The sequence below is a fragment of the Pseudomonas nitroreducens NBRC 12694 genome (assembly GCF_002091755.1).
GTDB classification, from domain to species: Bacteria; Pseudomonadota; Gammaproteobacteria; order Pseudomonadales; family Pseudomonadaceae; genus Pseudomonas; species Pseudomonas nitroreducens.
Genome location: NZ_BDAI01000013.1, coordinates 1 through 25,309, shown reverse-complemented (window position 1 = coordinate 25,309; position 25,309 = coordinate 1). Strand labels below are relative to the sequence as shown.

At 65.8% G+C, this 25,309-nt stretch carries 22 protein-coding genes; 13 read left to right on the top strand and 9 right to left on the bottom strand.

Annotation, left to right across the window (positions count from 1 at the left end; all coding sequences use genetic code 11):
- The first annotated feature begins 129 nt into the window (after positions 1-129).
- From PNI01S_RS23925 to PNI01S_RS23915, 3 genes are all read left to right on the top strand, one after another.
- Entirely contained in the window at positions 130-1,494 is a 1,365-nt protein-coding gene (locus PNI01S_RS23925; protein ID WP_084359453.1) for a TAXI family TRAP transporter solute-binding subunit, read from the top strand.
- A 115-nt stretch (positions 1,495-1,609) separates the two neighbouring features.
- Positions 1,610-2,617: a nucleoid-associated protein YejK gene (yejK, locus tag PNI01S_RS23920; RefSeq protein ID WP_084359451.1), complete on the top strand. Its 1,008-nt coding sequence runs from the start codon at positions 1,610-1,612 to the stop codon at positions 2,615-2,617.
- A 276-nt stretch (positions 2,618-2,893) separates the two neighbouring features.
- Positions 2,894-3,820: a DUF4344 domain-containing metallopeptidase gene (locus PNI01S_RS23915; protein ID WP_256576711.1), complete on the top strand. Its 927-nt coding sequence runs from the start codon at positions 2,894-2,896 to the stop codon at positions 3,818-3,820.
- Here the strand turns inward: PNI01S_RS23915 and PNI01S_RS23910 are convergent.
- From PNI01S_RS23910 to PNI01S_RS23895, 4 genes are all read right to left on the bottom strand, one after another.
- Complete coding sequence (locus tag PNI01S_RS23910) at positions 3,801-4,736, bottom strand: glutathione S-transferase family protein (protein ID WP_084359449.1); 936 nt, start codon at positions 4,734-4,736, stop codon at positions 3,801-3,803. The genes PNI01S_RS23915 and PNI01S_RS23910 overlap by 20 nt on opposite strands.
- Before the next feature lie 63 nt (positions 4,737-4,799).
- On the bottom strand, positions 4,800-5,105 hold the full coding sequence (locus PNI01S_RS23905) for a GIY-YIG nuclease family protein (RefSeq protein WP_024762863.1): 306 nt from the start codon (positions 5,103-5,105) through the stop codon (positions 4,800-4,802).
- Entirely contained in the window at positions 5,102-5,803 is a 702-nt protein-coding gene (locus PNI01S_RS23900; protein WP_024762862.1) for a glutathione S-transferase C-terminal domain-containing protein, read from the bottom strand. Before PNI01S_RS23900 ends, PNI01S_RS23905 begins: the two co-directional genes overlap by 4 nt.
- 70 nt (positions 5,804-5,873) lie before the next feature.
- The gene (locus tag PNI01S_RS23895) at positions 5,874-6,359 is read right to left on the bottom strand and encodes a nuclear transport factor 2 family protein (protein ID WP_037013044.1); all 486 of its coding nucleotides are present in this window, start codon (positions 6,357-6,359) and stop codon (positions 5,874-5,876) included.
- 124 nt (positions 6,360-6,483) lie between these two features.
- On the opposite strand from PNI01S_RS23895, the gene PNI01S_RS23890 reads away from it, so the two are divergent.
- Positions 6,484-7,440, top strand: a complete 957-nt coding sequence (locus PNI01S_RS23890; RefSeq protein WP_084359447.1) for a GlxA family transcriptional regulator — start codon at positions 6,484-6,486, stop codon at positions 7,438-7,440.
- 37 nt (positions 7,441-7,477) lie between these two features.
- Here the strand turns inward: PNI01S_RS23890 and pcsA are convergent, their stop codons facing one another.
- The 5 genes from pcsA to PNI01S_RS23865 all read right to left on the bottom strand — a co-directional run bounded on the left by pcsA (position 7,478) and on the right by PNI01S_RS23865 (position 12,751).
- Positions 7,478-8,173: a phosphatidylcholine synthase gene (gene pcsA, locus PNI01S_RS23885; protein WP_089285729.1), complete on the bottom strand. Its 696-nt coding sequence runs from the start codon at positions 8,171-8,173 to the stop codon at positions 7,478-7,480.
- Positions 8,174-8,523: 350 nt separating this feature from the next.
- Positions 8,524-9,300 (bottom strand): amino acid ABC transporter ATP-binding protein, encoded by a 777-nt coding sequence (locus tag PNI01S_RS23880; protein WP_024767156.1) that lies wholly within the window; start codon positions 9,298-9,300, stop codon positions 8,524-8,526.
- Between the two features lie 9 nt (positions 9,301-9,309).
- Positions 9,310-10,407, bottom strand: a complete 1,098-nt coding sequence (locus PNI01S_RS23875; protein WP_024767155.1) for an amino acid ABC transporter permease — start codon at positions 10,405-10,407, stop codon at positions 9,310-9,312.
- A gap of 12 nt (positions 10,408-10,419) precedes the next feature.
- Positions 10,420-11,604: an amino acid ABC transporter permease gene (locus PNI01S_RS23870; protein ID WP_024767154.1), complete on the bottom strand. Its 1,185-nt coding sequence runs from the start codon at positions 11,602-11,604 to the stop codon at positions 10,420-10,422.
- Between the two features lie 118 nt (positions 11,605-11,722).
- Positions 11,723-12,751 carry an amino acid ABC transporter substrate-binding protein gene (locus tag PNI01S_RS23865; protein WP_024767153.1) on the bottom strand — a complete coding sequence of 343 codons (1,029 nt, stop codon included), beginning with the start codon at positions 12,749-12,751 and terminating at the stop codon, positions 11,723-11,725.
- Positions 12,752-13,264: 513 nt separating this feature from the next.
- Here PNI01S_RS23865 and PNI01S_RS23860 point away from each other — a divergent pair.
- The 9 genes from PNI01S_RS23860 (at position 13,265) to PNI01S_RS23820 (ending at position 25,034) form a co-directional block, all read left to right on the top strand.
- The gene (locus tag PNI01S_RS23860; RefSeq protein ID WP_065084189.1) at positions 13,265-13,918 is read left to right on the top strand and encodes an alpha/beta hydrolase; all 654 of its coding nucleotides are present in this window, start codon (positions 13,265-13,267) and stop codon (positions 13,916-13,918) included.
- A 31-nt stretch (positions 13,919-13,949) separates the two neighbouring features.
- Entirely contained in the window at positions 13,950-15,842 is a 1,893-nt protein-coding gene (locus PNI01S_RS23855; protein WP_084359445.1) for an acyl-CoA synthetase, read from the top strand.
- 151 nt (positions 15,843-15,993) lie between these two features.
- Complete coding sequence (locus PNI01S_RS23850) at positions 15,994-16,932, top strand: GGDEF domain-containing protein (protein WP_024767150.1); 939 nt, start codon at positions 15,994-15,996, stop codon at positions 16,930-16,932.
- A gap of 74 nt (positions 16,933-17,006) precedes the next feature.
- Entirely contained in the window at positions 17,007-18,164 is a 1,158-nt protein-coding gene (locus tag PNI01S_RS23845; RefSeq protein ID WP_084359443.1) for a dipeptidase, read from the top strand.
- 96 nt (positions 18,165-18,260) lie between these two features.
- Positions 18,261-19,820: an ATP-dependent RNA helicase RhlB gene (gene rhlB / locus PNI01S_RS23840; RefSeq protein WP_037007867.1), complete on the top strand. Its 1,560-nt coding sequence runs from the start codon at positions 18,261-18,263 to the stop codon at positions 19,818-19,820.
- A gap of 332 nt (positions 19,821-20,152) precedes the next feature.
- Positions 20,153-22,111, top strand: coding sequence for a methyl-accepting chemotaxis protein (locus PNI01S_RS23835; protein ID WP_038803579.1), 1,959 nt, complete (start codon positions 20,153-20,155; stop codon positions 22,109-22,111).
- A 129-nt stretch (positions 22,112-22,240) separates the two neighbouring features.
- Positions 22,241-23,188, top strand: coding sequence for an ornithine cyclodeaminase family protein (locus PNI01S_RS23830; protein ID WP_084359441.1), 948 nt, complete (start codon positions 22,241-22,243; stop codon positions 23,186-23,188).
- 13 nt (positions 23,189-23,201) lie between these two features.
- The gene (locus PNI01S_RS23825) at positions 23,202-24,332 is read left to right on the top strand and encodes an NAD(P)/FAD-dependent oxidoreductase (RefSeq protein ID WP_084359439.1); all 1,131 of its coding nucleotides are present in this window, start codon (positions 23,202-23,204) and stop codon (positions 24,330-24,332) included.
- 78 nt (positions 24,333-24,410) lie between these two features.
- On the top strand, positions 24,411-25,034 hold the full coding sequence (locus tag PNI01S_RS23820; RefSeq protein ID WP_065086693.1) for a helix-turn-helix transcriptional regulator: 624 nt from the start codon (positions 24,411-24,413) through the stop codon (positions 25,032-25,034).
- Positions 25,035-25,309 lie beyond the last annotated feature (275 nt).

Genomic DNA, 25,309 nt, shown 5'->3' with positions numbered 1-25,309 from the left:
TGAAGTCCGCAGCCGTATTTCGAAGCTGGGGATGATAGCGGTTAAGGCTCCATCGGGGGCGGATTCGCCGGCCGCCGCCGCACAGGCTGGCTATCTTTTCAGGACAGCACGTCGTCACAAGGACTTCCCATGCAACGCCTTCTGAACATGCTCAAGGACCTCGCCATCCTGGTCCGCGCCAACCTCTGGCTGGTGCCGGTGCTGGCTGCACTGGTCGCCGCCGTCTTCTACTTCGTCGCCCCGCCGCCGCCGATGAGCGCGACCCTGGCCACCGGTGCGCCGGGCGGCGGTTACGCGGTGTTCGGCCAGCGACTGAAGGAGGAGCTGGCCAAGCAGGGCTTCGATCTGCAACTGGTACGCACCGCCGGCTCGCGGGAAAACCTGGGCAAGCTGCTGGACGGCAAGAGCGGTGTGGACCTGGCACTGGTGCAGAGCGGCCAGGAGCAGCAGCTTGAACCCAAGCAGCGCGAGCACCTGCAAACCCTCGGCGCGATGTTCCAGGAGCCGCTGTGGCTGTTCCAGCGCCGCGAGGCGAAGATCGACCGCCTGGCCGACCTGCTCGCCCTGCGCGTCGCAATCGGTGGCGAAGGCAGCGGCACCGATGCGGTGACCCAGGCCATCCTCAAGGCCAACGAGATTCCCACCGAGCCCCTGCCGGCAGGCTGGCAGGCGCGCGGCGGCAACGCGGTGGCCAACGAACTGCTGGCCGGCCAGCTGGACGCGGCCTTCTTCGTCGGCCCGGCGGAGAACCCGCTGGTGCAGCGCCTGGCGGCCAGCCCCGAGCTCACGCTCACCGGCTTTCGCCGCGCCCACGCGTACGAGGCGCGGATTCCCTTTCTCAAGCGCGTCGATGTCAGCGAGGGCCTGCTGAACCTCGCGCAGAACGTGCCCGACCAGGACCTCGCTACCCTTTCGCCGGTTGCCACCCTGGTGGTCAATGGCGACTTCCACCCGGCGCTCACTCCGCTGATCCTGGAGGCCGCGCGAGCCGTGATGAAGAGCGGCACCCTGCTGGACCCGGCCGGCGCCTTCCCCAGCGCCGAGCCGCGCACCCTGGCCGTGCAGGAAGATGCCGAGCGCTACTACAAGAGTGGCCCGCCGCTGCTGCAGCGCTTCCTGCCATTCCGCATCGCCTCGCTGGCGGATCGCTACATCATCCTGCTGATCCCCTTCATCGCCATCCTCATTCCGCTGCTCAAGTCCATCGGCCCGCTGTACCGCTGGCGCATCCGCGCGCGCATCTACCGTTGGTACCGCTACCTGCGCGAAATCGACCGGCGCCTGGACGAACGTACCGGCAGCGCCGAGCTGAGCACCGAAATCGAACGCCTGGAACAACTGGAAGCCGAGCTGGCCAAGGTCGAGGTGCCGCTGTCCTACTACAACGAGCTGTACGAACTGCACCTGCACCTGAACTACGTGATTCGCCGCCTGCGCCAGCTGCGCCGCAATCGGCGCGAGCGCGACGAGGGGCTGGCACCGGCGGCGGACTGATCGGCGTCGCGCATCCCGGCGCCTTGTCGGGTAAACTCTGGCGTTTTCCAATCCGCCCGCCCCGCCGCCGCTTCGATGCGCGCGGCGCCGCCGGCACTGAACATCCGGGTCCGCCATGCCGATTCGCCACGCCATCGTCCACCTGATCGACAAGAAGCCCGACGGCAACCCCGCGACGCTGCATGCGCGCGATGCCGAGCTGGGCGACTCCCAGGCCATCGAGAACCTGATGGCCGACCTCAACGAGAGCTACAACGCCAAGCCGAACAAGGCCTGGGGCCTGTTCCAGGGCGAGTCCGGCGCCTACCCGTTCAGTGGTTGGCTGGGCGAGTACCTGGACAACGGCAAGGACTTCGTCGCCTTCTCCAAGCAGGCGGTGGAACACCTGAAGACGCTGATGGAAGAGTCCAACCTCTCCACCGGCGGCCACGTGCTGTTCTGCCATTACCAGCAGGGCATGACCGATTACCTGTCCATCGCCCTGCTGCACCACAGCGAAGGCGTGGCGGTCACCGAGGCGCTGGAAGTCACCCCGTCGCGCCATCTGGACCTGGGCCAGTTGCACATGGCTGCGCGGATCAATATCTCCGAGTGGCGCAACAACAAGACGTCCAAGCAGTACATCTCGTTCATCAAGGGCAAGGGCGGCAAGAAGGTCTCGGACTACTTCCGCGACTTCATCGGCTGCACCGAGGGCGTCGACGGGCCGAGCGAGACCCGCACCCTGCTCAAGGCCTTCAGCGACTTCGTGGAAAGCGAAGACCTGCCCGAAGAGCAGGCCCGCGAGAAGACCGACGTGCTGGTGGACTACGCCACCAGCCAGGCGAAGATCGGCGAGCCGATGGCCCTCGACGCGCTCTCCGAGCTGATGGACGACCAGGCACCGCGCGCCTTCTACGACTACATCCGCAACAAGGATTACGGCCTGTCGCCGGAAATTCCGGCGGACAAGCGCACCCTCAACCAGTTCCGCCGCTTCACCGGTCGCGCCGAAGGGCTGTCGATCAGCTTCGAAGCGCATCTGCTGGGCAGCAAGGTGGAGTACGACGAGGAGCGCGACATGCTGATCATCCGCGGTCTGCCGACGCAGTTGCAGGACCAGCTCAAGCGCCGCAAGGACTGACGGTTTTTCCCCCATGAGAAAGCCCATCTCGCGATGGGCTTTTTTGTGCGTGACGATTGGGCGCAGGGCGGTTCGCGAGCAAGCTCGCTCCTCTAAAAAAGCCCACCGGGTATTCCGGCGAACTGCAGGAGCGAGGGGGCGCCCAGTTCTTGCTCATGAGCCTGCAGGACAGAGGACTTAAGCGAGCGCGGCACGGACTTCCGACAAAACGCCCCGCAGCCCGCGCGGTGCGGCTGCTAGAGTCAAATCAGGCGCCTCTCGCTCGCGGTGGCCGCCATGCCCGCCTTGCACGCCTTCACTGTCGTAGCGTCCCCGCTCTCCGGGCATCCCCGGATGCACTGCTCGTACCTCGCGTTGCTGTTGCTGCTCTGCGCCAACCTCCTTTTCGCTGCCCCGACGCCGCAGCCGCTCACACCCAACGTCGCGCGCTTCGTGCTGGCCAACGCCGAATTCAGCGTGATGCACGAGATGGGGCACATGCTGATCGCCGAGTACGACCTTCCGGTGCTCGGACGCGAGGAGGACGCGGCGGACCAGCTCGGCTTCATCCTGCTGTTCCGCCTCTACGCGAAGCTGCCGCGCGACGAGGTGGACGCGCGCCTGCTGGACATCGCCGATTACTGGCGCCTGGAATGGCAGACACCCAAGCCGCCGCCGGACCAGGTGCTGGCCTGGGACAGCCATCCGCTGGACGAACAGCGCTACTACAACATCGCCTGCCTGCTCTACGGCAGCGACATGGCGCGCCTGGACTGGCTGCCGCCCCTGACCGGGCTGCCCTACGAACGTGCCGTCTACTGCGACCAGGAGTTCCTGCAGGCCAGCAAGGCGTTCGACTGGATTCGCCACGCGCGGCGGCATCCGTCGATCCAGCACCGCGCGGCGCTGCGTCTGAACTACGACACGCCGGCGGTGGACCGCGATAGCACGCTGCCGCTGATCGCCCTGCTACGTGACGGCGATCATCTGCAACGCATGGTGGACGAGGTGTTCCGGCTGTTCCGCCCGCCGCGTCCGCTGACGATCCAGCTGGTCAGCTGCGGCGCGCCGGATGCCTGGTACAACAGCAACAGCGGGGAAATGGCGCTCTGCTACGAGCGCCTGCAGCACTTCCGCGAAATGGCCGAGAACCTGCCACGCCTGCGCACCCCGGTGACGCGGCAGTGCCCCGGCCCGGCCGGGCTCAGGCCGGGCGGATGCTGAAGCCGACGCGAGGGAAGTGCACATGCACCGTACCGGCGCGCGGGTCCTCGCGGCGCAGGATCAGGCTTTCCAGCCCGGCGTGCACCAACTCGCCTTCCACCGGATCGCAGCCGTAGTCGGTGGCGGCGATCACCACGCGCTGGCCGGGTGTGAAGCCGTTGGGATCGACGAAGTCCTCCTGGGGCAGTGCAACTGGCTGGCTGTCGCGCGCCACGGCGATGGCTTCTTCGCTGCTCATTTCACTCGGCGCACCATGGCCAAAGCCCAGCACACGAGCGAGCCAGGCACTGACCGCCGGATAGGCGTCCACCAGCGGTGAGGTGACCGGCGTGGCCTTGACGAACCACAGGCAATGGGCGAGGGACAGGTCGGCTACCGAAGGTTCGCCGAACAGGAAATCGCCGTCTTCGCGGGCCAGTTGCTGCTCGACTCGCGCCATGAAGGTCGGCCACTGGTGCTTGGCTTGCTCGGCCGACAGTTTGCTGGCCGTGCCGCCACTGAACAGCTGGCTGCGATCGGCGACGAAGGCCTTGAGGAACTCCGGCGGCAGCTTGCCGAAGCGCATGGCAATGGATTCGGGTTGGAACACCAGGCTGACCGCATGCTGGAACACCACCGAGTCGACCCACAGCGAGAAGCTTGCAACGGTGAATTCGTGGCCTTCCGGGAACAGGGCGGGCACGGCCTTTTCCTGGTCCAGGCGGCGGGCGATCAGCGCAGTGTCGCAGTAGATATCGGCGCCGACCTGCAACACGGGCGTCTTGCGGTAGCCGCCGGTGAGCGGCATCAGGTCCGGCTTGGGCATCAGCGGCGGGATGGTTACCGAGCGCCAGGGCAGCTGCTTGAAGCCCAGCATCAGGCGCGCCTTTTCGGCGAACGGCGAAGTCGGGTAGTGGTGCAGGATCAGCTCGGACATGGTGGGCTCCAGCGGCCGGAAAGTGGTCCGGCAGCTTAACCCGTGCTTCGCGCGAGTCCTACCTCATCCCTCGGATGGGACGACATCCACGGCGTTGATGACGAACGGATTGGCCAGTACCAGGCGCTCCTTGGCTTTCTTGGTCAGCGCCTTGATCGCGCGCTCACGGCGCAGGGCGTCCCCCTTGCCGGGGCAGGCCTCGACGTAGACCAGCGCCTGGGCCGGGCTGGAGTGGAAAAAGCGCGCGCCCTTGCCGGTGCGATGGGTCTCGAATCGGCGCTGGGCGTCGTCGCTGATGCCACAGTAAAGCGCGCCATTCTCGGCGCGCACCAGGTAGACGAACCAGGGTTTGGGTTCGGCCGCGGTCACGACGCCCAGACCCGCGCCTGCATGCGGTCGCAGTAGCCGACCAGGCGTTCATAGCTGCGCGCCATGTCGTTGAGCGGCGTTTCCAGGGTGCTGAGGATCAGGTTGGCCAGCACCCCGTAGGTGGCCGCATCGGCGCTGCAAGGCTGGGCGCCGCCGAAGTACGGCAGGTCGCCGAGCATGCCGTCGAGGGCTTCGAGGTCGTCGCGGGCGAAGCCCAGCAGCTCGTCGCGGCTATGGCGCAGCAGGCCGCGCCCCTTCAGGTCGCCGCGGATCTTGCGCTGCAGCATTGTGCCCACTACCGGCCGCAGCGGCGCGGGAATGCCGCGCAGCATCACATCCTTCACCTGACGGAAGCCCTGTTCGTCGAGCCAGCGGAAGTACACCAGCAGCGGCACCAGGTGCTCGTCGCACAGACGGGTGATCGATACCGCCCAACCGCGGCCACGGGCGTCGAGCCCCGCGTCCAGGTCGAATTCGTAGTACTGCTGCAGCGTACGCATGATGATCGCCGTATCGGCGATGGCCTTGCCGTCCAGCGTTATGAACGGCAGCTTGCCCTTGGGCCCCTTGCGCGGGTCCATCACGGGCTTGACCTGATACTCCAGCCCGGCAAGGCGCAGGAAGGTCTCCAGCTTCAGACAGAAGGGGCTGACGTTGGGTACGTTGAAGGCGGGCGGGAACTGGAAAAGAGTGATCATGGCGGTGTCCGGTTCTCAGTCGCCTGTCATTTAAGCCTATCCCGCCGCCAGGGGCGAGCCCGAAAGCCCTCTATCCGGCCTTCGCTGCTCGTTGTGCGCGGTAGGCCGAGAGGCCTTTGGCGGCTTGCGCGCGGATCGCCGCCTGCACCGGCGGCGCCCAGCCCAGCAAGACTCCCTTGGCGCCGAGGGCCTGGCGCGACCACTTCCACAGATCGAAGCTGTCCACATGCTGACAGATCAATCCGTCGCGAAAGTGGAAATGTGCCCGGATGTGATTAGTCACTTTCCGACCGGTCTGGGTGAAGGTGTAGGACGCCACCCAGCGAGCCGACCCCCGCTGCCCATCCGCCTCGACGCCTTCATAGGTCAGCGAGAAGTCCTGGGCGCGAGCGGTGAGCATGCGCCACATGTCCCCGGCCTCGGCGCCGTGCAAGTCGGTGAAGACCGGGTCGCTGAATTGCACATCGGCGCTGTAGCAGGCGGCCATGGCCTCTCCGTCGCGGCGCTGGAAGGCCTGGTAGAAACGTTCGATCAGCTGGGCATTGGGATGGGCCATGGTGTGCTCGTGTCGGTGGGCAATGGGCGCAGTATCCCCAAGGGCTCGACTGGACACGATTGGCGTTATGGACAACATTATGATCAATAGCGCCAAGTTTCTTACACGAGCACAGTGAGACGCCATGTTCAGGATAGCCCTGTTCGTCTGCCCGCAAACCCTGTGTTCCAGCCTTGGCCTGGCCATGGACAGCTTCCACCTCGCCAACCGCCTGGCGGGCGAACGCCACTTCGAGGTACTGCGGGTCAGTGCCGAGGGTGAGCCGGTGGACCTGTCCTTCGGCCGCGTGGCGGTGGAGGGCGGGCTCGATCTCGCCGCCGGCTGCGACCTGCTGCTGATTCCCGCCACCGGCGCGGATATCGACGCCACCTTCGCCGCCAATCAGCCACTGCTTGCCTGGCTGCGTCACGCCCCTGCCAGCGTGCAACTTGGCAGCCTGTGCAGCAGCGCTTTCCTGCTGGCCGAATCCGGCGTGCTGGATGGTCGTCGCGCTACCACGCATTGGGCGCTGGAGACGGCTTTCCGGGAGCGTTATCCACAGGTGCGGCTGGACATCGACGCCCTGTGTACCGAGGACAACGGTCGGTTCTGTTCCGGCGGCGCCCAGGCCGGGCTGGACCTGTGCCTGTACCTGATCGAGTGCCAAGCCGGCGCCGCCCTGGCGCGGCGCGCGGCGGCGACCCTGGTGTTCGAGCACGGGCGAGGCCGCCAACGACGCTTCACGCCGCTGCTGCCCGATCCCTTGCCGGCCGGCTCACCGCTGGAGCCGCTGCTGGCCTGGCTGGAGGACAACTACGCGCAACCCTTCGACCTCTCCGGCCTGGCGCAGCGCGTGCACTGCTCCACGCGCACGCTGTTGCGGCGCTTTCGCGAGCAGGTAGGGATGTCGCCGAACGACTACGTGCAGCGCCTGCGTATCGCTTCGGCACAGGAAGCGCTGGGCGATCCGGGGCGCTCGCTGGAACGCATCGCCAGTGATGTCGGCTACGCCGACCGAGCGAGCTTCGCGCGTCTGTTCAAGCAGGTGTGCGGGGAAACGCCGGGAGCTTTCCGGCAGAGGCTGCTGGGGAGGCAGGCATAAGCGGCGTTTGCCGTGGAAGGCAATTGTGATTCCGCGATCAGTGGAACCACTCCACCGCCGTACGCCAGACGCAGACACCAACGAAGTAAGCCGAAGCCGCGAACCAAAGGCCCAGCAACCAGGGTTGGTCGACCGGCTGCTGGAGGATCAGCAGTGCGCTGCTGAGCATCCAGACGAAGGTCACGGCGATGTTCAATGGCATGAACTGGCGCACGCGGAAGGGGTGCAGGAACTTCATGCGGGTCAGGGTCAGCGCAGCCAGCACCAGCACGGTGACGAAGCTTACCCAGGGGTGCAGGTCGAGCACGAAGAAGTACACCGCCACCACGTTCCACGCGGCCGGGAAGCCGACGAAGTAGTTGTCCTTGCTCTTCATGTTGACGTTGCAGAAGCAGAACAGCGAGGACACCAGGATCACCCCCACCGCCAGCAGCTCGGTGTGCACCGGCAGCGGCACGTAGCGGTAGATGAAGATCGCGGGGATGAAGACGTAGGTGAGGTAGTCGATCACCAGGTCCAGGGTCGAGCCATCGAAGTGTGGCAGCACCGCCTTGACGTCGAACTTGCGCGCCAGGGTGCCGTCCAGGCCATCCACCAGCAGCGCCACGCCCAGCCACAGCAGGCAGGCTTGCGGCCTGTTGTCGACCAGCGCCAGAAGCGCGAGCAGCGCTAGGATGACACCGCTGGAGGTCACCGCGTGGGCGCTCCAGGCCTTGGCTTTGCTGAGGTTCATTGGCGATAGGATCAGGTTCACGTCGGCTCTCTTCCTTTGGACGGCGGATGCAGGGGAGCTACCTCAAACGGTAGCCCATCCCTGACAAACCACTGCACATGGGAACACCGATGGGGAGCCGAGTTCAGCCGGCTTTTCGCGATGCCGCCGGTTTGCGCGGTGGAGTGGGCAGCATACGCCGTTGCGGCGTGCGCTTGCCATCGTGGGAGACGAGCGTGACGGGGCTAACCTGATAACGCGAGGAAAGGCGCGAATTCGTTGTAGGAGCGAGCTTGCTCGCGAACCGCCCAGCACTGTCGCGGCCGGGAAACTCGTTCGCGAGCAAGCTCGCTCCTACAGAAAACGCCGTATCAGTGCAGGATCTGACTGAGGAACAGCTTGGTCCGATCCGACTGCGGGTTGTCGAAGAACTGATCCGGCGGCGCCTGCTCGACGATCTCGCCCTTGTCCATGAAGATCACCCGGTTCGCCACGGTGCGGGCGAAGCCCATCTCGTGGGTCACGCAGAGCATAGTCATGCCGCTCTGCGCCAGGCCGATCATGGTATCGAGCACTTCCTTGACCATTTCCGGGTCAAGCGCCGAGGTCGGTTCGTCGAACAGCATGATCTTCGGCTTCATGCACAGCGCGCGGGCGATCGCCACGCGCTGCTGCTGGCCGCCGGAGAGCTGGCCGGGGAACTTGTTCGCCTGCTCCGGGATGCGCACGCGCTCCAGGTAATGCATGGCGACTTCCTCGGCCTGGCGCTTGGGCATCTTGCGCACCCACATGGGTGCCAGGATGCAGTTCTGCAGCACGGTCAGGTGCGGGAACAGGTTGAAGTGCTGGAACACCATGCCCACTTCGCTGCGGATCGCCTCGATCTGCTTGAGGTCGTTGGTCAGCTCGGTGCCGTCGACCACGATGCTGCCCTGCTGGTGTTCCTCCAGGCGGTTGATGCAGCGGATGGTGGTGGACTTGCCCGAACCGGACGGCCCGCAGAGCACGATGCGCTCGCCCTGCTTGACCTCCAGGTTGATGTCCTTGAGCACGTGGAACTGGCCGTACCACTTGTTCACGCCCTTCATGGTGATCATCACGTGATCGCCGATGGCCGGCTGTGCGGTCTTGTTGGTGGCTTCAGACATGATGAACTCCTAACGCTTGTGGCCGGTGTCCAGCTTGTGCTCCAGGTGCATGGAGTAGCGGGACATGCCGAAACAGAAAATCCAGTAGACGACTGCCGCGAAGACATAGCCTTCGGTGGCCATGCCCAGCCAGGCCGGGTCCGCGGTGGCGCGCTTGATGCTATTGAGGAAGTCGAACAGGCCGATGATGATCACCAGGCTGGTGTCCTTGAACAGCGCGATGAAGGTGTTGACGATGCCGGGGATCACCAGCTTGAGCGCCTGCGGCAGAATCACCAGGCCCATGGTCCGCCAGTAGCCCAGGCCCATGGCGGCCGCGGCTTCGTACTGCCCCTTGGGGATGGCCTGCATGCCGCCGCGCACCACCTCGGCGATGTAGGCAGCCTCGAACAGCACCACCATCACCATGGCGCGCAGCAACTTGTCGAGGTTCATGCCTTCGGGCAGGAACAGCGGCAGCATCACCGAGGACATGAACAGCACGGTGATCAGCGGCACACCACGCCAGAACTCGATGGTGGTGACGCAGATGACCTTGATCGCCGGCATCTTCGAACGCCGCCCCAGCGCCAGCAGGATGCCCAGCGGCATCGCCCCGCAGATACCGACCGCGGCGATCACCACAGTGAGCATCAGCCCGCCCCAGGCGCTGGTCGGCACGGTTTCAAGCCCCAGGAAGCCGCCGTGCAGTAGCCAGTAGGCCACGATCGGCAGCGCCACCAGGAAACACAGGCCGTACTTCACCTTGTACGCGAAGCGCTTGAGGAACAGCGGCGCCGCGCCGAACACCACGAACAGCACGGTGAGGTCCACGCGCCAGCGCAGTTCCTCGGGGTAGAAGCCGTACATGAACTGGCCGAAGCGCGAACCGATGAACACCCAGCAGGCGCCCTCGCGGGAGCAGTCGGCGCGAGTGCTGCCGGTCCAGTCGGCCTTGATGATCGCCCACTCCAGCAGCGGCGGCAGGATCAGGTAGACCAAGTAAATGCCGACCAGCGTCAGCAGGGTGTTGAACCAGCTGGAGAACAGGTTGGCGCGCAGCCAGGCGAGCACGCCCACGCTCATCGCCGGTGGCGGCAGGTCGGGCTTGAAGGTATGAGTTGTCATGGTCTGCTCCCTCTACCGCTCGACCAGCGCGATGCGCTTGTTGTACCAGTTCATCAGCAGCGAAATGCTGATGCTGATGGCCAGGTATACGCTCATGGTGATGGCCATGGTTTCGATGGCCTGGCCGGTCTGGTTGAGCACCGTGCCGGCGAACAGCGAAACCATGTCCGGATAGCCGATGGCGGCGGCCAGCGAGGAGTTCTTCGCCAGGTTCAGGTACTGGCTGGTCAGCGGCGGGATGATCACCCGCAGCGCCTGCGGGATGATCACCAGGCGCAGGGTCTGCCCCGGACGCAGGCCCAGGGAGCCGGCAGCTTCGGTCTGCCCATGGCTGACCGCCTGGATGCCGGCGCGCACCGTCTCGCCGATGAAGGCGGCGGTGTAGACCGACAGCGCGAGGACAATGGACACCAACTCCGGGATCACCACCCAGCCGCCGCGGAAGTTGAAGCCCTGCAGCACTGGCACGTCCCAGTGGAACGGCGCTCCGGCGACCAGCGACACCAGGCCCGGCAGCACCACCAGCAGCGCCAGGCCGCTGAGGAACACCGGGAAGGCCTTGCCGGTGGCATGGCGACGGGCCTTGGCCCACTTCCAGATCACCACCCAGCCAACCAGCGCCAGGATCACCGCGACGATGAACGGGCCGAGGCCGTCGGCAGCGATCGGCGCGGGCATCTGCAGGCCGCGGTTGTTGACGAAGAACAGGTCGCCGAAGCTGATGCTCTGCCGCGGGCCAGGCAGCGGGCCGAGCACGGCGAAGTACCAGAAGAAGATCTGCAGCAACGGCGGGATATTGCGGAACGTCTCGATGTACAGGGTCGCCAGCTTGCGGATCAGCCAGTTCGGCGACAGCCGCGCCACACCGAGGATGAAGCCCAGGACGGTGGCAAAGAAGATGCCCACCACCGTGACCAGCAGGGTGTTCAGCAGGCCGACCATGAACACCCGTCCGTAGGTGTCACTTTCGCTGTAGTCGATCAGGTGCTGGGAGATGCCGAAGCCGGCGCTGTGGTCGAGGAAGCCGAAGCCGGACTGAATGCCGCGATGGGCCAGGTTGGTCTGGGTGTTGTCGAAGAGAAACCAGCCGACCGCCACGACGAAGATGACGGCGATGATCTGGAATGCCCAGCCGCGCACGACGGGATCGTTGATCGATACCCCCCGCGGGCGCTGGGCCTTGACGGAATTCTGCATGTAAGCCCTCTCGGAAGGCCGCCGGGCGACCACGGGGCTACGCCCGTGGCCGCCCGGAAGGCTTCACGTCGTTCGAAACAGTCCGGCGCCCACACTCCGGGCGCCGGAACGGGTCAGGTCAGCGCACCGGCGGTGCGTACTGCAGACCACCCTTGTTCCACTGGGCGTTGAGGCCACGCTTGATCTTCAGCTCGCTGCCGTCGCCGACGTTGCGGTCGAAGATCTCGCCGTAGTTACCCACTTGCTTGACGATCTGCACCGCCCAGTCCTTGGGCAGCTTGAGGTCCTTGCCATAGTCACCCTCGCCGCCGAGCAGGCGCGCGACGTCCGGGTTCTTGGTGCTCTTGGCCTGCTCCTCAACGTTCTTCGAGTTGATGCCCAGCTCCTCGGCGTTGAGCATCGCGAAGAGCGTCCAGCGGGCGATGTCGAACCACTCCTCGTCACCCTGGCGCACGGCCGGGCCGAGGGGCTCCTTGGAGATCACTTCGGGCAGCACCACATAGTCATCCGGCGCGGCCAGCTTGATGCGCTGGGCATAGAGCTGCGACTGGTCGGAGGTCAGCACGTCGCAACGGCCGGACTCCAGCGACTTGGCGCTCTCGTCGGAAGTGTCGTAGGTGATGGGGGTGTACTTGAGGTTGTTGGAGCGGAAGTAGTCGGACAGGTTCAGCTCGGTGGTGGTACCTGCCTGAATGCACACGGTGGCGCCGTCGAGCTCCTTGGCGCTGGACACGCCCAGCTTCTTGTTCACCAGGAAGCCCTGGCCGTCGTAGTAGGTCACACCGACGAAGTTCAGGCCCATGGCGCTGTCGCGCGAGCTGGTCCAGGTGGTGTTGCGCGAGAGGATGTCGATCTCGCCGGACTGCAGCGCAGTGAAGCGCTCCTTGGCGGTCAGCGGGCTGTACTTGACCTTGGTCGCATCGCCGAACACGGCAGCCGCCACGGCGCGGCAGACGTCGACGTCGATACCCTTGTACTGGCCCTTGGCGTCGGCGTACGAGAAGCCCGGAAGACCGTCACTGATACCGCACTGCACGTAGCCTTTCTTCTTCACAGCATCCAGGGTGGCGCCGGCGTGGGCGAGCCCGCTGACACCGAATACGGCGGCGGTGGTCAGCACTGCCAGGGTGGATTTCACCATCTTCATCGATCTTCTCCGTTGCTTTTTTAGTGTTTTGGAGTCCCGGTTCCACCGCCGTACCCTCGTGAGGCACCAGCAAGACATCTAACGGGATGGAGACCTGAAAGTGAGTCTAGACGGCTCCTAAAAACCTATCGGAAGCCGCGAACACACCTTCGAGCGCGCAGGTGGTGCGCACTGGAACGGGTTATCAAGGGATCATTGCGTGTGAAGGCGAAGGCCCGTCGCACCGGCCGTTGACCGCGGCCGGTGCGACGGGCCCTGAAGCAGCCCAAGGCATTCGCGGCGCCACTTCCGGTACAGCTTTCCGGATGGGGTCGGTAGAGTGTTACCGGAAGTGGGGCCGCACAGCCTGGAAGCAGTGATAGCAAGTGGCGTACCAGCCCAGGAACCTTCCTTCGATTTCGTGCAGTCAAGTCCCACAAGTTATGGCCATGCGACATCTTCTTGCATCGCCTCTCCACCCTATTCCGAACGCGGCGCCCCATCCTAGAGCGCCTGCCCCATCCTGGAGCCTCCATGACCCAGCCACTGATCCTCGAACCCGCCCAAAGCGCCGACTCCTGCGTCATTTGGTTGCACGGCCTGGGCGCCGATCGTTACGACTTCGAACCGGTAGCACGGATGCTGCAGCGCAGCTTCACCTCGACGCGCGTCATCCTGCCCCAGGCGCCGACCCGCCCGGTCACCGTGTTCAACGGCATGCCCGCGCCGAGCTGGTACGACATCCTCGCCATGGCCCCGGCGCGCGCCATCGACGAAGCGCAGCTGGAGGCCTCGGCCGACAGCGTGATCGCGCTGATCCAGGGGCAGATCGAGCAGGGCATCGCGGCCAAGCGCATCATCCTCGCCGGCTTTTCCCAGGGCGGGGCCGTGGTGCTGCACACCGGCTACCTGCGCTGGAACGGCGAACTGGGCGGGGTCATGGCGCTCTCCACCTATGGCCCGACATTCAGCGAAGGCATAAGCCTGCCGGCTACAAAAAGACAACTGTCGGCGCTCTGCCTGCATGGCACTTTCGATGACGTGGTGCTGCCGGCCATGGGCCGCGCCGCCTACGACTTCCTGCAGGCCAACGAGGTGCCCGCCCAGTGGCGCACCTACCCGATGAGCCACGAAGTGAGCAACGAGGAACTCGGCGATATCGGCGCCTGGCTGCGGGAGCGCCTGTGATCCCCTGACCCTGCGGAGAACAAGAAGAAGCATGAACGCCCCGATCAGCAGCCTGCGTGATGTCCAAGCCCTGGAACAGGTCCCGCTGCAGGACCGCGACCTGCCGCCGAACACCTACGAACTGCTGCGCCGCTCGGCGCAGCAGTTCGGCCCGTCCACCGCCCTGAGCTTCCTGCTGCAGGGTTCGGCGGCCGAGGAGCCGATCCAGGTCAGCTACGCCGAACTGTTCTCCCGCGTCACCCAGGCGGCCAACGCCTTCCATCGCCTGGGCGTGCGGCCGGGCACCTCGGTGTCGTTCCTGCTGCCCAACCTGCCGCAGACCCATTACGTGATCTGGGGCGGCGAAGCGGCTGGTATCGTCAACGCGATCAACCCGCTGCTCGATCCGGGGCACATCGCCGAGCTCGTGCGTGCCGCCGATTCCCGTGTACTGGTCACCCTGGCTCCCTTCCCCGGCACCGAGCTCTGGGACAAGGTGGCAGCGCTGCGCGACCACCTGCCCGAACTCAGCGCCATCGTCACCGTCGACCTCGCCAACCTGCTGCCGGAGCCGCAGCGCTCGGCGATCAAGGCCCAGCGCGGTAAGCTGCCCGAGGGCGTGCTGGACTTCGACGAGCTGCTCGCTCAGTGCCCCGACGACCACCTGGAAAGCGGCCGGGTGATCGGCCCCGACGAGGTCGCCTCCTACTTCCACACCGGTGGCACCACTGGTACCCCCAAGCTCGCGCCGCACAGCCACTTCAACGAAGTGGCGATGGCCGAGATCATGGGCCTGAACTCCGATTACGACGGCAACGACGTACTGCTCTGCGGCCTGCCGCTGTTCCACGTCAATGGCGTGATGGTCAGCGGTCTCGCGCCCTTCATGCGCGGCGGCCACGTCCTGCTGGCCGGCCCGCAGGGCTACCGCAACCCGACGCTGATTCAGGACTTCTGGAAGCTGGTGGAACGCTACAAGGTCACCAGCTTCAGCGGCGTACCGACCATCTACGCGGCCCTGCTGCAAGTGCCCAGTGAAGGGCACGACCTCTCCAGCCTGCGCTTCGCCCTCTGTGGCGCGGCGCCCATGCCGGTGGAGCTGATCCGTCAGTTCGAGGCGAAGACGGGCCTGGCGATCATCGAAGGCTACGGCATGACCGAGGGCACCTGCGGCACCAGCTGCAACCCGCGCGGCGGCGAGCGACGCCCCGGTTCCATCGGCCTGCGCCTGCCCTACTGCGAACTGAAGTCGGTGATCCTCGACGGCGACGGCCACTATCTGCGCGATGCCGAAGTGGACGAGATCGGCAACATCTGCCTGCGTGGGCCGACCGTCTTCAAGGGCTACCTGCAGGCCAGCAAGAACAAGGACATCTGGGTCGACGGCGACTGGTTCAACACCGGCGACCTGGGCCGCATCGACGCCGACGGCTACATCTGGCTCACCGGCCGCAGCAAGGACCTGATCATCCGCGGCGGGCACAACATCGACCCGCAGATGATCGAGGAAGCCCTGCACCGCCATCCCGCCGTGGCCATGGCCGCCGCCGTCGGCAAACCCTGCCTGAAGGCAGGCGAGCTGCCGGTGGTGTACATCCAGCTCAAGCCCGGTGCGCAGGTGAGCGAGGCGGAACTGCTGGAACACGCCGCCCAGCACGTGCCCGAGCGCGCAGCGGTGCCCAAGGACGTCTGGCTGCTGGACGTCATTCCCGTCACTGCGGTCGGCAAGACCTTCAAGCCCGCCCTGCGCCTGGACGCCATTCGTCGCGTGTTCGAGGACGAAACCCGCCACCTCGCACCGGCACCACGCATCGAGGTGGTCGCCGATGACCGCCTGGGTCATAAGGCTCGCTTGTTCGTCGGCGCCCTCGACCTAGACTCGCGCGCGGCACTGGCCGAGCGACTGGGAGGATACGCAGTGCATGTGGAGTGGCTGGAAAGCTGATGAAACACCCGGCCGACCGCCGGTCGGCCGGGGCTGCCTGCGAATTGCCAGTAGTCGAATCTGACTAATACTGATGGCTCAATGTGCGAAGAGGACTACAGGGAGAGTCAGTCGTGCACATCATCAGTCGCCATCCGACTTCCGCTGCGTCATGAAAGCCGCGCAGTGGAAAGAGGACATTCGCCAACTCCAGCACCTGCGCCTGTTCCAGAACGTGGCGGCGGCCAATCTGGAGCAGTTGCTCAAGGATTTCCGCGCCTGTGAACTGGAGCGCGGGGAAATTCTGCTGTCGCCTTTCAATCGCAACCACTTCCTTTATATGGTCCTCACCGGGCACCTGACGGTGTATCTGGGTTCGCTCGACAACCAGCCGGTCAGCACCCTGCATCCGGGCGACTGCGCCGGCGAGATCAGCTTCATCGACAGCGACCATCCCTCCGCCTACGTCGTCGCCAGCGAACCGACCACCGTGCTGCGCCTGCACCGCGAGGCGCTGATCGGCCTGTTCGAGCACTCCCCGCAGGTGATGCAGAACCTGCTCTCGGTACTCTGCGAACGGGTCCGCGAGGGCAACCGGATCATTCTCGACACCGAGCAAAACGCCAACATCGACACTCTCACCGGGCTGTTCAACCGCCGCTGGCTGGAGCACATCTACGACCGCGAGAGCACGCGCTGCGCGTTCAACGAACAGCCCATGTGCATGCTCATGCTCGATGTCGACCACTTCAAGAACTACAACGACGAGCACGGCCACCTGGCCGGCGACTATGCCCTCTGCCTGGTCGCCCACACCCTGCGCAGCCAGTTGCGGCCCAAGGACAGCATGGCCCGCTATGGCGGCGAGGAGTTCGTCATCCTGCTGCCGGAAATCGCCATCGACGAAGCCCGGCGCATTGGCAACCGCCTGCGCCAAAGCCTCGAACAGGTCACTTCCTTCTATTCGCCGGTGGGCGTGCTGCCCGGCGTCACCGTGTCCCTGGGTCTGGCCGAGATGGACATCCAGGAAAACCTGCCGAGCCTGATCCTGCGCGCCGACGGCGCCCTCTACCAGGCCAAGCAGAAGGGCCGCAACTGCCTCTGCGGCTGATCTCCCACCGCACTGGCCCGTCTGTTAGATTCCCCCAGCGAAAACACCAATAACAACAAAGCTGGGAAGCTGACATGCGCAAACTGCTGATCGTCCTGCTCATCCTGCTGGCCGTTGGCCTGGGGATCTTCTTCAACCTGCCGGGCTATATGGACCGGAAGATGAACACCGTGGCCAGCCCGCCGCCCTACCCCGCCTCGTCCGAGGCCCAGGCGCTGCACCAGACGCTGTTCGTCGCCGACCTGCACGACGATGCCCTGCTCTGGGACCGCAACCTGCTCGACCGCCACGACCACGGCCACACCGACGTACCGCGCCTGCTCGAAGGCCATGTCGGCCTGCAGGTGTTCTCCACCGTCACCAAGACCCCGCGCGGCCTGAACTACGAGAGCAACAGCGCCGACAGCGACAACATCACCCCGCTGGTCATCGCCCAGCGCTGGCCGGCGCGCACCTGGAACAGCCTGCTCGAACGCGCCCTGTATCAGGGCGAACTCCTCGACAAGGCCGCCGCCGACAGCCAGGGCAAGCTCACCCTGATCCGCAGCCGCGACGACCTGACCCGCTACCTCGCTGCCTGGCAGAAGGACCCGAAGCGCCTCGCCGGCGTGCTCGCCACCGAAGGACTGCACCCGCTGGAAGGCAAGCTGGAGAACATCGACCGCATGTACGACGCGGGTTTCCGCATCATGGGCCTGACTCACTTCTTCGATAACGAGGTCGGCGGCTCCGCCCATGGCCTGAAGAAAGGCGGGCTGACCGAGTTCGGCCGCCAGGTCGTCCCGCGCCTGGAAGAAGAGAAAATGCTGATTGACCTGGCCCACGCCTCGCGTCCGCTGATCGACGACGTGCTGGCCATCGCCAAGCGTCCGGTGATCGTCTCCCACACAGGTGTCGCGGGCACCTGCCCCGGCCCGCGCAACCTGACCGACGCGCACCTGCGCGGCATCGCCAACACCGGCGGGGTGATCGGCATCGGCTACTGGGACGGCGCGGTCTGCGAGACATCCGTGGACGCCATCGTCAAGGCGATGCGCTACGCGGCCGATAAAGTGGGCGTCGAGCACATCGCGCTGGGCTCCGATTTCGACGGTGCGGTGAACGCGCCCTTCGACACCACCGGCCTGGCACAGCTGACCCAGGGTCTGGCGAAGGCCGGTTTCAGCAACCAGGACATCGCCGCGATCATGGGCGGCAACGTGCGCCGGCTGCTGCTGGAGAGCCTTCCGTAGGCCAAGTCAATAGGCAGGATGCCCGTGGCACTTCGCCCTGCGGGCATCTTGCATTACACTGGCGGCCGTTCATTCCTTAACCAACACGAGACAGCCGTGCTTAAAGCACTCAAGAAAATCTTCAGCAAGGGCGACGGCGAGCAACCCGTGGCCACGCCAGCGGCCCCCGCTCCCGCCGCAGAAAAGCCCGCCCAGAGCGGTGAAAGACGTCCGCGCAAACCGCGCAACCCGCGCCCGGAAGGCGAATCCGCGGAGAAACCGGCCCGCGGCCCGAAGAGCGACAAACCCCGCGCCGAGCGTTCCGACAAAGGTGAACGTGGCGAAAAACGCGACCAGGCAGCCAAGGCCGAGCCCGCAAAGACCGAAGGCGCCGACAAGCCCCGCGAGCCCAGGGCCGACAAGCCGCGCCGCGAACGCAAGCCGCGCCCGCCGGTGGTCGATAACTGGAAGCTGGAAGACTTCGTCGTCGAGCCGGCCGAAGGCAAGACCCGTTTCCACGACTTCAACCTCGACCCGCGTCTGATGCATGCCATCCATGACCTGGGCTTCCCCTACTGCACGCCGATCCAGGCGCAGGTACTGGGCTTCACCCTGCGCGGCCAGGACGCCATCGGCCGTGCCCAGACCGGCACCGGCAAGACCGCCGCGTTCCTCATCTCGATCATCACCCAGCTGTTGCAGACCCCGCCGCCCAAAGAGCGCTACATGGGCGAGCCGCGTGCGCTGATCATCGCGCCGACCCGCGAACTGGTGGTGCAGATCGCCAAGGATGCCGTCGGTCTGGCCAAGTACACCGGCCTGAACGTCATGAGTTTCGTCGGCGGCATGGACTTCGACAAACAGCTCAAGACCCTGGAATCGCGCTTCTGCGACATCCTCGTGGCAACCCCAGGCCGCCTGCTGGACTTCAACCAGCGCGGCGAGGTGCACCTGGACATGGTCGAGGTGATGGTACTGGACGAAGCCGACCGCATGCTCGACATGGGCTTCATCCCGCAGGTCCGCCAGATCATCCGCCAGACCCCTTACAAGGGCGAACGCCAGACCCTGCTGTTCTCCGCCACCTTCACCGACGACGTGATGAACCTGGCCAAGCAGTGGACCGTCGACCCGGCCATCGTCGAGATCGAGCCGGAGAACGTCGCCAGCGATACCGTCGAGCAGCACGTCTACGCCGTTGCCGGCAGCGACAAGTACAAGCTGCTGTACAACCTGATCGCGCAGAACGACTGGACCCGCGTAATGGTCTTCGCCAACCGCAAGGACGAAGTGCGGCGCATCGAGGAACGCCTGACCAAGGACGGCATCAGCGCCGCCCAGATGTCCGGCGACGTGCCGCAGCACAAGCGCATCAAGGTCCTGGAAGGCTTCCGCGAGGGCAAGATCCGCGTGCTGGTCGCCACCGACGTCGCCGGCCGCGGCATCCATGTCGACGGCATCAGCCACGTGATCAACTTCACCCTGCCCGAGGATCCGGACGACTACGTGCACCGCATCGGCCGTACCGGCCGCGCCGGCAGCACTGGTACGTCCATCAGCTTCGCCGGCGAGGACGATGCCTTCGCCCTGCCGCCGATCGAGGAACTGCTGGGCCGCAAGATCAACTGCGAGATGCCCCCCACCGAGTTGCTCAAGCCGGTTCCGCGCAAGCACTGATCCGCCGCTGCACCAGCTTTCTGCTCCAAAACAAGGCGAAGCCACCTGGCTTCGCCTTTTTTGTTTCCATCGACGTTACGTCCGGTGACGTCACCCCTCTCCTCCGCTGAAACACATGCCGGTCCCCGCGCCAGAGCCTCGGGTTTTTCCCGCCGGACCCGCTGGGACGACCGTGCGGGATTCCCCGCAAACAATGGCACCGCGCCATCCCTGTCACGAAATCAGCCCCGCCCCGGCCATTTCCGCTCAGTTTTATTTACAGACGTAAAAAAATTCGCACGCTTCTTGCAAAGCACGCGAGAACAATTCCAAGAACTCGTCGGAATCCTCCCATGCCCTTGCGCGCCAAACTTGCTCTGAGTTTCCTCTCGGTCGGCCTGATCCCCGTCCTGGTGATGGCCATCGTGGTCTATCTCCAGGCCAGCCGGGCCCTCGAAGAACAAAGCCTCAACGCCCTGGAGGCGGTCGCCAGCATCAAGCAGCGACAGCTGATGGACGCCTGGAAGGCCCGCAACGACCAGCTCAGCAGCCTCGCCACCAACCTGGGCAGCAACTACGCCGGGCTGGACAGCGAGTCCCTGGTCACCACAGCCAACTACGACCGCCCGGTGTTCGAGAACTTCATCAAGACCTTCGGTTACCGCGAACTGCGCCTGGTGGCCGGTGACGGCAAGGTGGTGTTCAGCCTCGGCCGCGGCGTCGACTACCAGCAGAACATCGGTGATCCGCAATGGCGCGACACCGCTTTCGGCACGTTCATCCGCACCGCGCTGGACAGCGGCAAGGCCAGCATCAGCGACCTGGAGCAGGCGCCCAACGACCAGCAGCCGGTGCAATGGCTGGCCGCGCCGATCAAGGACAACGGCAAGCTGCAACTGCTGCTGGTGCTCGAGCTGCCGCTGGCGGCGATCAACGAGGTGATGCAGAACCGCCAGGGCCTGGGTGAAGCCGGGGAAACCTATCTGGTAGGCGGCGACGGCAGCCTGCGCTCGGACTCGGTGCGCTTTGCCGACCACCACGTACGCCGCGACAAGGAGACACCCACCAGCCTGCCCGGCGAGGCCATCGCCAAAGCCCTGGCCGGCGAACAGGGCCGGCTCGCCGAGGTTGGCCTGAGCAACGAACCGGCACTGAAGTCCTTCGTCCCGCTGAACCTCGACGGTGTGCACTGGGCACTGGTGGCGGAAATGGACCAGGCCCAGGCCTTCGCCCCGGTGCGCAAGCTGATGTGGCAAATCCTCGTGCTCGGCGTCCTGACCCTGCTCGGCGTCGCAGCCGGCACCTGGCTGGTCAGCCGCAGCGTGATGCGCCCGCTGGGCGGCGAACCAGCGAGCATGGCGGCGCTGGCCCAGCGCCTGGCCAACGGCGAGTTGCGCCTGAGCGACGATGCCAGCGCCAGCAGCGGCCTGATGCAGGCCCTGCGCGAAATGACCACGGCCTGGCGCCAGGTGGTCGAGCGCCTGCGCCAGGCCAGCGAGGCCGTGGGCGATGCCAGCGGCGACATCCTCGACGCCGCCGGACGCACCAGCAACCACCTCGACCAGCAGCAGGAAGCGCTGGAAATGGTGGTCAGCGCCGTCGACCAGATGGCCGCCACCGTGCAGGAAATCGCCGGCAGCGCCAGCCGCAGTGCCGACGGCAGCGCCGCCGCGCGCCAGGCCTTCGTCGCCATGCAGGGTACCCTGCAGCACATGATCGGCCGCCAGGACCAGTTGCTGGTCGGCCTGCGCCAGGCCGACGGCGTCGTGCAGACCCTGGCTGGCGAAAGCCAGCAGATCGGCTCGGTGCTCGATGTGATCCGCTCCATCGCCGAGCAGACCAACCTGCTCGCCCTCAACGCCGCCATCGAAGCCGCCCGCGCCGGCGAGGCGGGCCGTGGTTTCGCCGTGGTCGCCGACGAGGTGCGCAGCCTCGCCCAGCGCACCCGCAGCGCCACCGACGAGATCGTCGCCATCGTCGGCAGCCTCGGCGACTCCTCCGTCCAGGCGCAGTCGAGCATGAGCGGCGCCAGCGAGCAGGCCCATACCCTGGAGCAGGACACCCAGGCGGTGATCGAAGCCCTCGGCGCACTGGACGAGTCCCTACAGGGCGTGCACGCCATGGCCTTCCAGATCGCCGCCGCCGCCGAACAGCAGGCCGCGACGACCCAGGAAGTGAACCAGCACATGCACCGGCTGAGCGACATGACCGTGGAAAACCGCAAGACCGCCGCGCATACCCGCGACTGTGGCGAACACCTGCGCCGCGTGGCAGGCAGCCAGGAAGAGCTGGTGGCGCAGTTCAAGCTGTAAACCCGAGCGTCTCACCTTTTAGGAGCGAGCAAGCTCGCTCCTAAAAGGTGCCCATCCGACCAGGCGCGCTTGTCGATAAAGACAATAGAGTCCAGAATGGAAAAATAAATCCACTTCTGGAGTCCCGCCATGTCCGCCGCCACGCCTTTCACCCTCAACCAGGCCGACGCCGAACGCCTGCTGGAACAGGTCGACGTGCTCCAGGCAATGCGCGACATGTTCGTCGAACTGGCCGCCGGCAGCGCCGTGCAACCCGCGCAACAGTTGGTGGAGTTCCCCAACGGCGGCGGCGACTTCATCAACTACCTCGGCGTGCTGGCCTCGCAGAAGGTCTACGGCGTGAAGACCTCGCCGTACATCGTGCGCCAGCCCAAGTCGCTGGTGACCGCGTGGAGCCTGCTGATGTCCATGGAGAGCGGCCAGCCGCTGCTGCTGTGCGACGCCGGCAGCCTGACCACCGCGCGCACCGCCGCCACCACTGCCCTGGCGGTACAGGAACTGGCCCGTCCGGACGCCAAGCGGCTGGCCATCGTCGGCAGCGGCCCGGTCGCCCGTGCACACCTGCGCTACGTCGCCGGCCTGCGGGACTGGCAGAGCATCCGCGTCTACTCGCCGAACCTGAACGCCGGCGTGCTGGCCCAGTTCGGCGCCATCGATTCCCGCGCAGAACCCGCCACCAGTGTCGAAGCCGCCGTGGCCGACGCCGATGTGGTGCTGCTGTGCACCTCGTCCGGCACCCCGGTGCTCGATCCGTCGATCCTGTCCAAGCCGGCGCTGATCACCTCCATCAGCACCAACGTCGCTCGCGCTCACGAAGTCCCGCCGCAGTCGCTGTCGCAGATGGACGTGTACTGCGACTACCGCGCCACCACCCCGGCCTCCGCCGGCGAAATGCGTCTGGCCCGCGAGGAGCACGGCTGGGATGGCAACATCCTCGGCGACCTGCCGGAGCTGGTCAGCGCTCGCGCCGCCAAGCCGGACTACCAGCGCCACGCCTTCTTCCGCTCCATCGGCCTGGGTCTGGAAGACGTCGCCCTGGCCAATGCGCTCTACCATCTGCAACTGAAGAACGCCTGAGCCGGAGACGAACATGATCGAAGTCGACTTCCTCATCATCGGCGGCGGCATTGCCGGCGCCTCCACCGGCTACTTCCTCTCCCGCCACGGCAAGGTCGCCGTGCTGGAGCGCGAGTCCCACGCCGGCTACCACTCCACCGGCCGCTCGGCAGCGCTCTACACCGTCGCCTACGGCACGCCGCAGGTACGTGCGCTGACCGCCGCCAGCCGTGCCTTCTTCGACAATCCGCCGGAAGGCTTCGTCGAACACCCGATCCTCACCCCGCGCGGCGAGATGACCGTGGACTTCGAAGGCAACCCGGAGGAACTCCAGCGCCAATATGAGAGTGCAAAGGCGAGCGTGCCGCAGATGCGCCTGCTCAGTGCCGATGAAGCCTGCGCCATCGTCCCCGTGCTGCGCCGGGAAAAAGTCCACGGCGCGATGCTCGACCCCAGCGCCGCCGACATCGACACCGATGGCCTGCTGCAGGGCTACCTGCGCGGCATCCGGCGCAACGGCGGCAGCGTGCAACTGGACAGCGAAGCCCTGGAAATCAACCGTATTGGCAACGCCTGGGAAGTACGCTGCGCGCAGCAGACCTACCGCGCGCCGGTGCTGGTCAACGCCGCCGGCGGCTGGTGCGACAGGATCGCCGAGTTGGCCGGCGCCGCCCCTCTGGGCCTGACGCCCAAGCGCCGCGCCGCCTTCCTGTTCAGCCCGCCGGAGGGTGTGGACAGCCACGCCTGGCCGGTGCTGGTCAGCCTGGACGAATCCTTCTACTTCAAGCCCGACGCCGGCATGCTGCTCGGCTCGCCGGCCAACGCCGACCCGGTGGAACCCCACGACGTGCAGCCCGAAGAGCTGGACATCGCCATGGGCATCTACCAGATCGAAGAACACACCACGCTCAGCATCCGCCGCCCGAGCCACACCTGGGCCGGTCTGCGCTCGTTCTTCGCCGACGGCGACCTGGTGTCCGGCTACGACCCGGCCACGCCCGGCCTGTACTGGGTCGCCGGCCAGGGTGGCTATGGCATCCAGACTTCGGCCGCCATGGGCGAAGCCAGCGCCGCACTGATCCGCTGCGAGGCCCTGCCCGAGCACCTGACCCGTCACGGCCTGAATGCCGAGATGCTTTCCCCGGCGCGCCTGCTGGCCAAGTGAGCCGTCGCCCGTGACAGCCCGCGGGCGCTTGCGGCACACTCGCCAGCGCCCGCTTCATCGCCTTCGAGAGCCTTGCCCATGACCGCCGCTGATCCGCTGGACAACTACAAGGCCATCGCCGACGCCATCGCCGCGCTGTTCTTCCCCCACGCCGAAGTGGTCATCCACGACCTGCGCAACCAGCGCGTGGCGTACCTGGCGAACAACATCTCCAAGCGCGAGATCGGCGACGATTCGGCGCTGGAAGACATGCTCGAAGGCGGCCACGACGAACGCAACATCGGCCCCTACGAGAAGCTCAACTGGGACGGCCAGAAGATCCGCTCCATCAGCACCGTGCTGCGCGACGCCAGGGGCGAACCACTGGCAGTGCTGTGCATCAACCTCAACATCACCCTGTTCGAGACCGCCAAGGCGGCGCTCGACCTGTTCCTCTCCTCGAACAAGATTGTCCCGCAGCCGGACGCTCTATTCCGCGATGACTGGCAGGAGCGCATCAACACCTTCCTCCATGCCTGGTTACGGCAGCGCCAGCTGAGCCTCTCCACCCTCAGCCGTGATCACAAGCGCGAGCTGGTCCTGGCCCTTCACGCGGAGGGCGCGTTCAAGGGCAAGAGCGCGGCGAACTACGTGGCCAATGTGCTGAACATGGGGCGGGCGACGGTGTACAAGCACCTGAAGGAGTTGAAGGAGGAGGTTTGAGCCGACTCCTTACCCGCGTTTTTCGCTCCGGTTCGCGAGCAAGCTCGCTCCTAACGAGAGTCCGTCCCGATCCAGCTTTGGCTTTGACTTTTAAAAATCTTCCAGAGAAATATCCGCGCACTCCGGACTGCCCCGTTCAGAAGGCCTCGTTGAAGCGGAGTTTCAGGGGTTGAGCGACATGGATGTCGCGAGAGCCACGATGGGCCAGGGATGGCCCGTCGTGGCGTGCCCCTGAAACTTCGGTTCAACGAGGGAATTTTTCGCCTAAGCGAAAA

Bases quoted from the DNA above. Each gene is read 5' to 3' on its own strand.
- PNI01S_RS23850 (WP_024767150.1), top strand. From the start codon at position 15,994: ATGAAAGCCGCGCAGTGGAAAGAGGACATTCGCCAACTCCAGCACCTG.
- PNI01S_RS23835 (WP_038803579.1), top strand. From the start codon at position 20,153: ATGCCCTTGCGCGCCAAACTTGCTCTGAGTTTCCTCTCGGTCGGCCTG.
- pcsA (WP_089285729.1), bottom strand. From the start codon at position 8,173: ATGAACCTCAGCAAAGCCAAGGCCTGGAGCGCCCACGCGGTGACCTCC.
- PNI01S_RS23870 (WP_024767154.1), bottom strand. From the start codon at position 11,604: ATGCAGAATTCCGTCAAGGCCCAGCGCCCGCGGGGGGTATCGATCAAC.
- PNI01S_RS23880 (WP_024767156.1), bottom strand. From the start codon at position 9,300: ATGTCTGAAGCCACCAACAAGACCGCACAGCCGGCCATCGGCGATCAC.
- PNI01S_RS23825 (WP_084359439.1), top strand. From the start codon at position 23,202: ATGATCGAAGTCGACTTCCTCATCATCGGCGGCGGCATTGCCGGCGCC.
- PNI01S_RS23875 (WP_024767155.1), bottom strand. From the start codon at position 10,407: ATGACAACTCATACCTTCAAGCCCGACCTGCCGCCACCGGCGATGAGC.
- PNI01S_RS23900 (WP_024762862.1), bottom strand. From the start codon at position 5,803: ATGATCACTCTTTTCCAGTTCCCGCCCGCCTTCAACGTACCCAACGTC.
- PNI01S_RS23855 (WP_084359445.1), top strand. From the start codon at position 13,950: ATGAACGCCCCGATCAGCAGCCTGCGTGATGTCCAAGCCCTGGAACAG.
- PNI01S_RS23820 (WP_065086693.1), top strand. From the start codon at position 24,411: ATGACCGCCGCTGATCCGCTGGACAACTACAAGGCCATCGCCGACGCC.
- PNI01S_RS23895 (WP_037013044.1), bottom strand. From the start codon at position 6,359: ATGGCCCATCCCAATGCCCAGCTGATCGAACGTTTCTACCAGGCCTTC.
- PNI01S_RS23845 (WP_084359443.1), top strand. From the start codon at position 17,007: ATGCGCAAACTGCTGATCGTCCTGCTCATCCTGCTGGCCGTTGGCCTG.
- PNI01S_RS23890 (WP_084359447.1), top strand. From the start codon at position 6,484: ATGTTCAGGATAGCCCTGTTCGTCTGCCCGCAAACCCTGTGTTCCAGC.
- PNI01S_RS23865 (WP_024767153.1), bottom strand. From the start codon at position 12,751: ATGAAGATGGTGAAATCCACCCTGGCAGTGCTGACCACCGCCGCCGTA.
- PNI01S_RS23830 (WP_084359441.1), top strand. From the start codon at position 22,241: ATGTCCGCCGCCACGCCTTTCACCCTCAACCAGGCCGACGCCGAACGC.
- PNI01S_RS23910 (WP_084359449.1), bottom strand. From the start codon at position 4,736: ATGTCCGAGCTGATCCTGCACCACTACCCGACTTCGCCGTTCGCCGAA.
- yejK (WP_084359451.1), top strand. From the start codon at position 1,610: ATGCCGATTCGCCACGCCATCGTCCACCTGATCGACAAGAAGCCCGAC.
- PNI01S_RS23925 (WP_084359453.1), top strand. From the start codon at position 130: ATGCAACGCCTTCTGAACATGCTCAAGGACCTCGCCATCCTGGTCCGC.
- PNI01S_RS23860 (WP_065084189.1), top strand. From the start codon at position 13,265: ATGACCCAGCCACTGATCCTCGAACCCGCCCAAAGCGCCGACTCCTGC.
- PNI01S_RS23915 (WP_256576711.1), top strand. From the start codon at position 2,894: ATGCCCGCCTTGCACGCCTTCACTGTCGTAGCGTCCCCGCTCTCCGGG.